The organism is Ignavibacteria bacterium (assembly GCA_013177855.1).
In the GTDB taxonomy this organism is placed as follows: Bacteria; Bacteroidota; Ignavibacteria; order Ch128b; family Ch128b; genus Ch128b.
Window position 1 is genome coordinate 572018 of sequence record JABLYA010000001.1, and the last position, 12722, is coordinate 584739.

Below are 12722 nucleotides of genomic sequence, written 5' to 3' on the forward strand. Positions count from 1 at the left end.
TCACTTATGAAGTTTTTTGATTTAAATTTTTTCAAAATTAAGTAATAAAATTATTTCAGTTCAAGCTAAAGAGGTTCTATGACGATAGAAATTTAAAGCGGTTGCGATCATCATCATATTTGTGACAAGCGCACTTCCACCATAACTCATTAAAGGTAAAGGAATTCCAATGACAGGTACTAATCCAATAGTCATTCCAATGTTTATAAATATATGAGTTAAAAAAACTGATATTATCATTATGATCACACTGCTTCGAAATACAGAATCAGTTGTTCGAGCAATGTAAAGTAATCGTGAAATCACAATAAAATAAAGTATCAAAACAAAAACTGATCCTACAAATCCAAATTCTTCACCAACTACACAAAAAATAAAATCGGTCCACTGCTCAGGAATAAATTTCAATTGGGTTTGACTGCCCGACATAAAACCTTTGCCGAATAAACCACCTGATCCAACTGCAATTTTAGCTTGAAGTGCGTTGTATCCACTGCCAAGTGGATCATAATTAGGATCAAGAAAGTTCTTAATTCTGTTAATCTGGTGAGGTGATAAAAATTTGAAAAACAATTCAACCAAAATAGCTGCAGATAAATTCAATCCAAAAATTCCAAGTGATAGAAATAATTCTTTTTTGAAATAAATCAATACAACTATCACGAAAATTAGAGAAATTAAAAGCGGGATAAAGCCAAGCAAAGATAAAACTGCAACAATAATCGGACTTATTAAAACAAAAACTGAAAAACCTGATAATCCATTCCAGAACAATCCAAATAAAAAAATCGAGAAAAAGACAATTGCAGTTCCAATGTCTTTCTGAAGAACTATTAACATTGCGGGGATTGCAACTATTAAACTTACTGTCAAAAATCCTTTTATAGAATTAACATTAAAATCTTTTCTCGAATAAATACTCGAAAGCATAAGTATAACAGCGAATTTGGAAATTTCTGACGGCTGTAAGGAGAAAAAACCAATGTTAATCCAGTTTTGATTTCCAGATACTTTTTTACCAATGAATAAAACAATTACCAAAAGTAAAATTGAAATAATGTAGAATGGCAGTGCAGCAAGATTAAAAACTTTTAGAGGCAGATTATAAACAATCAAACCAAGTAGTAAACCCAAAATTGCAAATGTTAGCTGCTTATAAAAGTTAATGTGAAGATATGGAAGATTATAAGTCGAACTATATATAGACACAAGTCCAATGACAATGATTAGAAATGAAGAAATAAAAAGGTAAAGATCAAGATCCCTTGAAAGATTACCTTCAATTTTTTCAGATTTAATTTTTGTTTGCTGCCAGGGCTTGAACATCTTTTGTTTTATCTTTTAGATAGAATTCAATTAATCGTTTAGCGATTGGAGCTGCAACTGCACCGCCAAAACCTGCATTTTCAACAATTACAGCAATTGCAATTTTTGGATTTTCAAAAGGAGCAAAACCAATAAACCATGCGTGATCTTTCCCGTGCGGATTTTGAGCCGTTCCTGTTTTACCAGCCACATTAATTCCTGGAATACGAACGTGCGTGGCTGTTCCTGCACCGTTTACTACTAAAAACATTCCTTGTTTGACCAATTCCATCGCTTCAGCTTTAATTGGAAGCTTCTTTCCTTCAATCGGAATGATTATTTCTTTTGGATCAGCTTCTGGATTAAAAAACTTTCGTACCGCATGTGGTCTATAAAGAGTTCCACCATTAGCTATAGCTGAAACATAAACAGCCATTTGCAGTGGTGTAACTCCAAGCTCACCCTGACCAACACCTAAGCTTACCACATAACCTTTCGTCCATTTCCCTTTACCATAAATTTTATCATAAAACTCAACCGATGGAAGAATACCTGATATCTCTTCGTAAATATCAATTCCAGTTTTTTGACCAAACCCAAACATTCTCCCATATTTAGTCCATCTTTCAAATCCATTTTTCAAAATCAAACTAAAGAAAAATGTATTGCAGGATTTTTCAATTGCGTGAACGACATTTAATCCCCCATGAGTACCCATACATTTGTAAAAATGATTCCCAAAAGAAAAACCTCCACCACACGGATATACATATTTTTCATCTATTATTCCATCATTTAAAGCTGCCAGAGCATTGATTGGTTTAAAACAAGAACCAGGTGGATAAATAGAACTTGTTGCTCTGTTAAACAAAGGTTTATTCTTATCAGAATTTAACTGTCGCCAGATTGAAGCAGGGGTTAGACTTGCAAAGTCTGACAAATCAAAATCAGGTTTACTAACGAGTGTTAAAATCTCTCCATTTGAAGGATCTATTGCTACAATTGCACCGCTTTTATCGGCAAGTAGTTCCTCAGCAAGTTTCTGCAGTTCACCGTCAATTGTCAGCTGCGCATTATATCCAGAAACCGGTTTAACATCATTTTTGCCCTCGTTAACTGGACCGACTTCTCTTCCTTTTGAGTCTACATAAACAAATTGTTTCCCTTTTACACCACGAAGATACTCTTCATAATATTTTTCCAGACCGCTGTGGCCAACAAAGTCACCCATTATATAAACATCTTTTTTCTCTTCTAATTCTTTTCGAGAAATTTCTTTACAATATCCAAACAAGTGAGATGCTCGAACCCCATATGGATAGGATCTTTGCATATCAATTTTGTAATCAACACCGGGTAACGCTTCTTTATTTTCTTCAAGCCAGCTTATTTGTTCAAATGTTAACCCTCTCTGAATTCTTAAAGGGATGAATGGTGAAAAGTTTTTATTAGCTTTTAATAAATATTTGATATAACCAGGTTTTAATTTGAAATAATTTTCAAGAATCGGGATTAGTGTTGTGTCAAAGTAATATGGAGTAATTCGAAGAGTAAATCCTGGTTGATTATCAACTAAAACTTTCCAGTTTCTGTCATAAAATATTCCACGATAAGGTTCGATTATCTTTTCTTTAATCGCATTTTTTTCAGATGTTTTTTGATACTTTTCATTTTCAATAATTTGAATTTGATAAAGCCTGAAACCAAGAGAGAGAAAAAGTATAATTGTCATAAAAGAAATGATACTCGTTCGAACCTTTGGAGATATCTCTCTTGTCGGCGTCATTACCTCACCTCTCTCTTTTTCTGGAAGAACAATAAAAACAAACTGAAAACCATAGTGACCAGTGTTGGAATTAATCCATAATTAACATAAACTAAAATAAGATATTTAAAATCTACATTGCTTGTGATAAAAATATAAACAAGTCTTTCTATCAATGATGAAACCAAAAGAATTATAAAAAATGCAGATGAAATTATATCTCTTTCATCTAAATCCTCTTTAGCAAAATAACCAGCAAAGAAAGCAGCAATTAGTTTTGAAAGTGCGTTTGCACCTATCACACCATAACTAAATATATCCATCAAAAGTCCAAATATAAAACCTGATACCATTCCAGGAATTTGACCATTCAAAAGCGTGAAATAAATAAGTCCAATCAACAATAAATCTGGTTTTATGTAATTAAAAGAAATTATCTCAACAACAATAAGTTGAAAAAAAAGTAAGATGACTAAATAAATCGTTGAATTCAGTATTCGATCATTCACTTTGACTTAATAGAAAATTTAATTTTTGATTATTTAAACTCGTCTCACTAATAAAACAAAACCTAATTTCATTAAGATCGCAGGATGGTTTTGCTGTAATGTCATAAAATAAAGTCTCTTTTGACTGAGAAGCATAAGTAACTCGGGCAACTGGTAACCCTGAAGGAAATAACGAACTGAACTCTGATGTAATAAAAAGGTCACCTTCTCTGACATCGGCGGATTTATTTACATTAAAAATTTTAAACTTCTCACCGTCCCAACTTAAAATTCCCAGTGCACCAGATCGAGCATTCTTTACACTAATTCTAACATTTAGATTATTGATTGTATAAACAACTGAATAATTTGACATTAAATCAGAAACATATCCAATTAAACCTGATGAACTAAAGACTGTAGCATTTAATCTAACCCCATCGTTTTTACCTTTGTTAATAATAAATTTGTTACCCGCCGGATCGCTAGATTTTAAAATTATCCTTGCATTGATAAGTTTAACTGGATTTTCTTTTTCGAATTTTAAAAGTTCAATAAGTTCATTCCTTTCCTTTTCAAATTCTCGAAGTTTTAAAAGCTGCTGAGTTAGTTCAGCATTTTCTTTTTTTAAGATTTCTAGTTCAGTCTTTGAATAAATGAAATCTTCGAATGGAGATTTTATATAATCAATTAAACCGTAAATAATAAAAGATGTTTTTCGAAGGTTGGAAATTTCTTTTGAGTCATTCAGACTTAACAAAAACAATGAAGCGAGTAAAAGGATGGAAAATATAACATATTGTCTGTAATTATTTATAAATCTAACTAACCAGTAAATCATCTCAATATCTTCTGCTTCGGATTAAAACTTTTTCATACTTATCGAAATTTTCCAAAACTTTACCAACTCCACGAACAACAGCAGTCAATGGATCTTCAGCCACATGAACAGGGAGATTTGTTTCCAATTTTATTCTTTCGTCAAGTCCTTTAAGTAAAGCACCGCCACCAGTTAACATTATTCCACGATCAAGAATATCTGCACTAAGTTCAGGAGGAGTCTTTTCAAGTGTAACTCGCACAGCTTCTACAATTTGATCGATTGGTTCTTTTAGAGCTTCTCTAATATCTTCAGAACTTACTTCTACAGAAGTTGGAATTCCCTGAACAAGATCCCGACCTTTAACCTGAATAGTGATTTCTTCTGGTAATTCAATTGCAGAACCAACTTGAATTTTTATCATTTCAGCAGTTCTTTCACCGATTAATATGTTGTAATTTTTCTTGAAGTACTGAACGATTGCATTATTCATTTCATCACCAGCAATTCGAATTGATTCATCAGTTACAATTCCTGAAAGAGCAATTACGGCAATTTCCGTTGTTCCACCACCAATATCAATGATCAGATTTCCAACGGGTGATTCAACATCACATCCTATTCCTATTGCAGCTGCCATTGGTTCCGCAATCAAATGAACTTCTTTTGCGCCTGCATGCTCAGCTGAATCTCGAACTGCTCTTTTTTCAACTTCAGTTATGCCAGTTGGAACTGCAATTACAATACGTCTGCTTGGTAGCAATCCGCCCTTTGCCATCTTGATGAATGTTCTCAACATTCCTTCAGCAATTTCGAAATCAGCAATTACACCATCACGAAGCGGACGGCTAACTCTTACATCTCTGTGTTCTCTTCCCTGAATTTCTTTTGCCTGATTTCCAACTGCAATAATTCTTTTTGTATTTTTATCAAATGCAACTATTGAAGGTTCATTTAAAACGATCCCTTTACCTTTAATGTAGATTAAGGTATTGGCTGTCCCTAAATCAATTGCAATGTCTGATGAAAAAATATTAAATATTCCCATATTTAATCCTAATGTTTAAAGTGCCTGATTTTAGTTAATACCATTTTTAAGTTATTGTCATTTGCAAATTTTATAACTTCAGTATCTCTTACAGAACCACCAGGTTGTATGAAAGATTTTGCACCAGCTTTGTAAGCAATTTCAACTGAATCAGCAAATGGGAAAAATCCATCTGAAGCTACAACTGAATTTTCCAGATTATGATTAAACTCTCGCGCTTTCATTATTGCAATTTTAACTGCATCAACTCGTGAGGTTTGTCCACCTCCTATTCCAAGCGTCATTCCATTCCTTGCGAAAACAATTGCATTTGATCTTACATATTTCGCAACAGTAAAAGCAAAGATTAAGTCTTCAAGTTCATTTTCATCTGGTCGTTGATAAGTAACAAATTCAAGCTCATCTTTATTAATCACAATTTTATCTTTAGACTGAACTAATAAACCATCAGGGATTGATCTAATTTCATTTTTGCTCAGGAATGATTTCTTTTCTTTAAAGTTTTTATCTACCAAAATTAATCTGCGATCTTTTTTCTTTTTTAAAACTTCAAGGGCATCATCTTGAAATTCTGGTGCAATTATGACTTCTAAAAAGATTTCATTTAATTTTTCAGCCGTTTGCTTATCCACCTTTTGATTGAAAGCAACAATCCCACCAAACGCAGATATTGAATCTGATCTTAAAGCTTTTTCAAATGCTTCTTGAACTGAATTACCCAGAGCTACACCGCAAGGTGAATTATGCTTGATTATAGCGCAAGCGCATTTGTCAAATTCAAAAACAAGTTCAGCGGCTGAAACAATATCAAGAATATTATTATATGAAAGTTCTTTACCATGAATTGGTTGAAATATTTTTAAGAAATTACCATAAAGTTTTGCACTTTGATGTGGATTTTCTCCATATCTCAAAACCTTTTCCAATGGAAACGTGAGGTTCAAATTGACTTCTTTACTGAAATATCTGCTTATTGCGATATCATATTCTACAATTCGTTGGAAAGCTTCAGCAGCAAGCATTCTTCGAAAATCAACCGTTGTTGATCCATTATGCTCTCTTAATTCTTTGATTAAATAATCATATTGATTTATTGAAGATACCACAACAACTGATTCATAATTTTTTGCTGCCGAGCGAATTAGAGTTGGTCCACCGATATCAATATTTTCAATCACTTCTAACTCTGAAATATTTTCTTTCTCTACAACCCTTTCAAATGGATAGAAATTAACAATCACAAGGTCAAATGGCTCAACTCCAGCTTCTCTCAATTCATTTAAATGTTTTTCTGAATCTTTTCTGGCAAGAATTGCGGCATGAACTAAAGGATGAAGTGATTTAACTCTTCCATCGAGCAGTGATGAGATCCCAGAAATTTCACTCAAGGGTTTGATATTGAGAAAATTATTTTTAAGAAACTCGAATGTTCCACCCGATGAATAAATTTCAATTCCAAATTTCTCCAGAACTTTTACTAATTCAATCAAATTAGATTTGTCGTAAACGCTTATTAATGCCCGCTTAACTGGTAATAAATTTATCATCTTAAATTGTCTAAATTAATCTTTCCATCTATTATTTTTTGAATAACCTCAGGATAAACTTTATGCTCGAGTTTCAAAACTTTTTCTGCAATTTCTTCAGGACTTCTGCAATCCGAAATATCGACCTGCTCCTGATATATAATCTGCCCTTCATCATAATTTTCATTAACTAGATGAACAGTTACACCCGAAACTTTTTCACCCTTCTGAAATACAGCATTATGAACATTCATTCCATACATTCCTTTTCCGCCAAATTTCGGGAGCAAAGCAGGATGAATGTTTATGATTCGGTTTTGATATTTTTTAATTACTGAAACAGGCACAAGCTTCATATAACCTGCAAGCACAATTAAATCTGGTTCATACCTATCAAGCAAATCAATGAGCGATTCTTCAAAATTATTTTTATGAAAAAATTTTTCACTGAGATGAAAAGCAGGAATGTTATTTCTCTTTGCAATTTCTAAAGCACCAGAACCTGAATTATTACTCAACACAAAAACTATTTCACAATTTAATTTACCCTCTTCAATCCTATCAATAATTGCCTGCAAGTTTGAACCTCTCCCTGAAGCAAAAACACAAATCCGAAATTTTTCAACATTCATCTCAAATGGTGTTGCAATTTAGTTAATGATTAAAATTTTATCAATTTTTTGAGAAATTTAGCTGAATTTTGTGATTTTTCCCTCTGCACAGTTCAGACAAATTTTAAAAATTATTGTTTATTCTCTCCCTTAAATTTTTAGCCTGTGACTTAACCGAGCTTTCAAAATCAAAGTCATCAAATTCTAAAATCTTAGAAATATAATTATCAGCTGTTGTATAATTTTTACTATTGAATTCAAGTCTTGCAAGATATAAGAATGCAAATGCTTTAGCCCAAAGTTCTTCATTCGAATTAATTTTAACTACATCCCTAAGGAATCGTCTCGCGTTTACAGTATCATTTAATTTGTAATAACTTAAACCTTTCAAATATAAAGCAATGATTCTCTTGTTGTCATTAATATTATCTTTTAATATTTCATCGAATTGATTGATGGCTGAATTGAATTGTCCTGAGCGAAGAAAATTCCAGGCATAGAAAATTTTTAAAATGGTTTCATCAAAATTTGAGTTAATGATCTTTTTAGCCATTCGTTGATGAAATTTATCTTCGCTTATTTTTGAATTAACTGATATTGCTTTCTCGAAATTAATCTTTGACAATCCTCTGTTATTTAAAAAGTAATAAGAAAGAGCCGTACGAAAATATGCTGTTGGTTTGTATTGATCCTGTTCATATTTCTGAATGAAGATATTATAGTTTGAAATTGCCTCGGAGAAATTATTTTGATAAAAGTTACAATCACCTATCAAGAAATAACTTAAATCCTTCACAGCAGAAATTTCAACAGAATTATTTGAAATGATTTTTTGAAGGTAATTTTTTGCTTCATCAATTCGATGAAGTTTAATAAGCTCAACGGCTGCAGAATAAACGAACAATTCATTATCTGGATATTTTGAAGCAAGTTCTTTCAGCAAATTAAAAGCTTTTTGATTGTCATTTAATGAGGCAGAATAAAACTGGGAAAGAAAATACATTGCTTCGACCCTGGCAAAATTTCCACGAGTCGCTACAAGTTGAATATCCTTTAATCCCTGTCTAACATCTCCTTTCAATCCTACAATACTTAATAAACCTCTTAATGAAGATGGAACTAGATTTAGTGAAAAACTGAACAACCCTCGCCACAAATAACCATCATAAAAAGCTGGGTCAAGTTCAATTAAATCATCAGTCCAGCTGATTGATTTTTTAGCAGCCCAGAGTCCATCGATGTATTGTCTGTCCATAAAAAACATTAATGCCCGATATCCATAAATGCTCGAAAGACAAAAGTATGCCCAGCGATCATCTTTATTTTTATTCAGGATTGATTCAGCTCTTTCGATTGTCTCTTTACTCAAATTCTCAAATTTCTCGAAATCTGATTTTCTTTTATCGCCAATAAATCTCCACACATAAATATTGGAAAGATACAACAAAGGACGAGCATCATCAGTTCTAAGCCTGGATAAAGTCGAGAGATGATTTTCTGCTTCATTAAACTTGAAGTTAAAAACTAGATCAAGCGATTGCTTTAATTTCTTTTCATAATCATTTGAATTTTGAGCAAAGACACTTGAAATTAAAATGAAAAAAAGCAGCGATAATCTTTTCATCATCAGGATTTCTGGCGAGAAGTTTTATGCTTATAAGAAGCTTTCACAAATTCTCTAAACAGTGGATGAGGTTTTAATGCACGAGATTTTAATTCAGGATGAAATTGACAACCAAGAAACCAAGGGTGATCTTTCAGCTCAATAATTTCGACAAGAGTTCCATCAGGTGATAATCCACTGAAAATCATTCCATTATCTTGAAGAATTTTTCTGAACTTATTATTCACTTCATAACGATGTCGATGTCTTTCTGAAATCAATTCTGTTTTATAAGCCTCGTAAGCCTTAGTGCCCTTTTCAATTATGCAGGGATAAGCACCAAGTCTCATCGTTCCACCTAAATCTTTTATCTTTCTTTGATCAGGCATAAGGTCAATAACATTCTGTCTCGTCTTTCGAAATTCTGTACTGTTAGCTTGTTTTAATCCACAGACATTTCTTGCAAATTCAATTACAGCACATTGCATTCCAAGACAAATTCCAAAAAATGGCAACTTATTTTCTCTTGCGTATTGAATTGCTCTTATTTTACCTTCAATTCCTCTTTCTCCGAAACCACCAGGAACAAGCAGTCCATGAACATTTTTAAGTAATTCAGCTGGATCTTCATACTCAAATTTTTCTGCATTTAACCAAATAAGGTTTACCTTTAATTTGTTTTCAGCACCAGCATGAACAAATGTTTCAATAATGCTTTTATATGCATCATGCAGCTCAACATACTTACCGCAAATTCCAATATTAACTTCATCTTCAGGCTTCTTAATTCGTTCAACGAAGTTGATCCATTGATCAATTTTCAATTTACCTGGATTGAGGTGAAGTTTTTCGAGAACAAGTTCATCCAATTTTTCTTTTAATAAAATAAGTGGAACTTCATAGATAGACGATGTATCGTTTGCTGAAATTACTTCATTAGGTTGGACATTGCAGAATAAAGCTATTTTGGATTTTATTTCTTTTGGTAATTTTTTTTCAGAACGACAGACGATTATATCTGGTTGAACTCCCATTTCAAGAAGGCTTTTAACTGAATGTTGTGTAGGTTTAGTTTTCAATTCACCTGATGCAGCAATAAACGGAACCAGAGTTACATGAATACACAAAGAATTTTTTCTTCCCATAGAGAGCATAATTTGTCGCATTGCTTCGATGAACGGCTGACTTTCAATGTCTCCGACGGTTCCACCAATTTCAGTAATCACAATGTCATAATCACCGCTGTTGCCTAAAAAGGTAATTCTTTTTTTTATCTCATCGGTAATATGTGGAATTACCTGAACCGTTGCACCTAAATAATCGCCTCTTCGTTCTTTAGTAATTACTTCAAAATAAACCTGACCAGCAGTTGTATTATTATGCCTTGTTGTAACTATATCAAGAAATCTTTCATAATGACCTAAATCGAGATCCGTTTCAGCTCCATCATCAGTGACATAAACTTCACCATGCTGAAAAGGACTCATTGTCCCTGGATCAACATTAATATATGGATCGAATTTTTGAATTGTAACTCGATAACCTCTTGATTTTAGTAACAAACCAAGGGAAGCCGCAGTGATTCCTTTACCAATTGAAGAAACAACTCCGCCTGTAAGAAATATATATTTAACTTTTTTTCCAGCCATAATTAATACGAAAATAAGTGATTAATAAAAATTTCAGAAACTAAATTCAGGGGAAACTCAAACAGCAAACAACCAAAAAATCGAAAGTAAAACTGCTTCTTTAATTCGATACCAGATATTGTTTATCAATTCGACTTTTAAGTTCGACCTCGCAACTTTGATATTAATCGATAAGAATTTTGAAATTTCAATTGTACGAGGAAGGTGGAATGCATCGCTGACAACAAGAACTTTATTAAATTTTTTTTCTCCAATTACTACATTTTTTATAAAATGAACTTGCTCAATTGTGCTTGTTGTTGTTTCTTCCATATAAATTTTTTTTGGGTCAACACCTTTCTGTAACAAATAATTTTTTCCCACTCTTGCTTCAGAAAGTTCAAATGGCGCATTGCTCCCAGTTAGAATAACTCTGTTCGATAAGTTTTTATTAAGCAAATCAATGGCTTTGTTTAATCTTCCTGCATAAACAGGACTTGGAATATTACCCTTCCAAACTGCCGCGCCTAAAACAACAATTGCATCAAACTTTTCATCTTTTTTCAAAACATATTCATCTCCTGTTCTGGAAGTGATAAAGATCTTTAAAAATCCAAAAGATATTAGTATCAATGAATATACAGCATTTAATAAAATAATTTTGGGAATAATAGCTCTCTGGACTTTTAGAAGTTTAAGTAATAGAAAATTTAATCCAGAAATTTTAATGAAGAAATAAATAAGCCAGACCAAGACACTGACAACTTTTTCAAATTCATATTCATCTGAACTTAACATCTTCAGTGTATAAAAATCCTTTGAAAGTAAAAATACCAGCAAAAGCAAAAATAAAATCGACAGGAAAAGAAGATTTAAATAAATCTGCACATCGACGAGTTTAATTCTCTTACTCGAAAAAATTGAGATAAGCAATACTATTAAAATTAAACCAAAAATAATGAGATTTAGAATGTTGCCAGTATAATTCAAATTAATTTCGCTGAGCAATAAATTATGAGTTCGATATTTAATGAAGAATGTAAAAATCAACGAGGCAATTTCACCAAATATGGCAATTAAGATTAGTAAAAATTTTTTTATAGATTTAAGATTGATCAAATTCTCTTCCTGAAAGGTTTAATTATCAATTGTGGAAAATTACCAACTGGATCAAAAACAACTTTATTCTCGATCTCAAAAACATCTTCAATAATTTCTTCTTTTAAGACTGAATTAATATCACCATCATATTTTATAATTCCATCCTTCAAAAAAATTAATCTATCTGCATAAAAGGAAGCAAGGTTTATATCATGAGAAACTGCAATGATTGTTTTGCCCTGCAATTGAAGATTCTTCAGCAATTCAAAAATTTGTATTTGATGTTTTAAATCCAGATGGGTATTTGGTTCATCGAGCAATAGAATTTCTGAATCCTGAACTATTGAACGAGCAAGAATTACTTTTTGAAGCTCTCCACCACTGATTTCTGTAATTCGTTTTTTCGCAAGATGTTCAAGTCCCAATTGCTTCAATACTTCATTTACTTTTTGAATATCATCTTTATTCTCTAAGCCTAAAAAATTAAAATGTAAACTCCGGCCCATCAAGACTATTTCAAAAACAGTATAAGGGTAAATAGAAAAAAACTTTTGCGGTACATAACTAATCATGCGATAGAAGTCATTAGCTCTGATTAACTCGAAAGGTTGATTTTTGAGAAACAATTTCCCTGAATTGGGTTTCAGCAATCTTGCGATTAATTTTACGAGAGTTGTTTTACCTGAGCCATTCGGACCCAAAATCACAGTAAACTGATTTTGATGAAAAGTCAGATTGATATCGCTTAAAATTACTTTGTTTGTATCAGGGTAAAGGAAATTTAAATGTTCAATTCTAATCATTAATCCTCATAGAAAGTCAATTCA

At 32.2% G+C, this 12722-nt stretch carries 11 protein-coding genes; all 11 read right to left on the reverse strand.

What is annotated here, in order from left to right; all coding sequences use genetic code 11:
• Window positions 1-60: 60 nt before the first annotated feature.
• Entirely contained in the window at window positions 61-1326 is a 1266-nt protein-coding gene (gene rodA, locus HPY57_02445; GenBank protein NPV10636.1) for a rod shape-determining protein RodA, read from the reverse strand.
• Entirely contained in the window at window positions 1295-3091 is a 1797-nt protein-coding gene (mrdA, locus tag HPY57_02450; protein ID NPV10637.1) for a penicillin-binding protein 2, read from the reverse strand. Before mrdA ends, rodA begins: the two co-directional genes overlap by 32 nt.
• Window positions 3091-3579, reverse strand: a complete 489-nt coding sequence (gene mreD / locus HPY57_02455; protein NPV10638.1) for a rod shape-determining protein MreD — start codon at window positions 3577-3579, stop codon at window positions 3091-3093. The genes mrdA and mreD overlap by 1 nt, the downstream gene beginning before the upstream one ends.
• A complete protein-coding gene (gene mreC / locus HPY57_02460) occupies window positions 3572-4399 on the reverse strand; it encodes a rod shape-determining protein MreC (GenBank protein ID NPV10639.1) in 828 nt (275 codons plus the stop codon). The genes mreD and mreC overlap by 8 nt, the downstream gene beginning before the upstream one ends.
• Window position 4400: 1 nt before the next feature.
• Entirely contained in the window at window positions 4401-5426 is a 1026-nt protein-coding gene (locus HPY57_02465; GenBank protein NPV10640.1) for a rod shape-determining protein, read from the reverse strand.
• Window positions 5427-5434: 8 nt separating this feature from the next.
• On the reverse strand, window positions 5435-6973 hold the full coding sequence (gene purH / locus HPY57_02470; GenBank protein ID NPV10641.1) for a bifunctional phosphoribosylaminoimidazolecarboxamide formyltransferase/IMP cyclohydrolase: 1539 nt from the start codon (window positions 6971-6973) through the stop codon (window positions 5435-5437).
• Window positions 6970-7584, reverse strand: coding sequence for a phosphoribosylglycinamide formyltransferase (locus tag HPY57_02475; protein NPV10642.1), 615 nt, complete (start codon window positions 7582-7584; stop codon window positions 6970-6972). Before HPY57_02475 ends, purH begins: the two co-directional genes overlap by 4 nt.
• A 103-nt stretch (window positions 7585-7687) precedes the next feature.
• The gene (locus HPY57_02480) at window positions 7688-9190 is read right to left on the reverse strand and encodes a DUF3808 domain-containing protein (protein NPV10643.1); all 1503 of its coding nucleotides are present in this window, start codon (window positions 9188-9190) and stop codon (window positions 7688-7690) included.
• On the reverse strand, window positions 9190-10815 hold the full coding sequence (locus tag HPY57_02485; GenBank protein NPV10644.1) for a CTP synthase: 1626 nt from the start codon (window positions 10813-10815) through the stop codon (window positions 9190-9192). Before HPY57_02485 ends, HPY57_02480 begins: the two co-directional genes overlap by 1 nt.
• Before the next feature lie 57 nt (window positions 10816-10872).
• Window positions 10873-11913, reverse strand: a complete 1041-nt coding sequence (locus tag HPY57_02490; GenBank protein ID NPV10645.1) for a YdcF family protein — start codon at window positions 11911-11913, stop codon at window positions 10873-10875.
• A complete protein-coding gene (locus HPY57_02495) occupies window positions 11910-12698 on the reverse strand; it encodes an ABC transporter ATP-binding protein (protein NPV10646.1) in 789 nt (262 codons plus the stop codon). The genes HPY57_02490 and HPY57_02495 overlap by 4 nt, the downstream gene beginning before the upstream one ends.
• Between the last annotated feature and the right edge of the window lie 24 nt (window positions 12699-12722).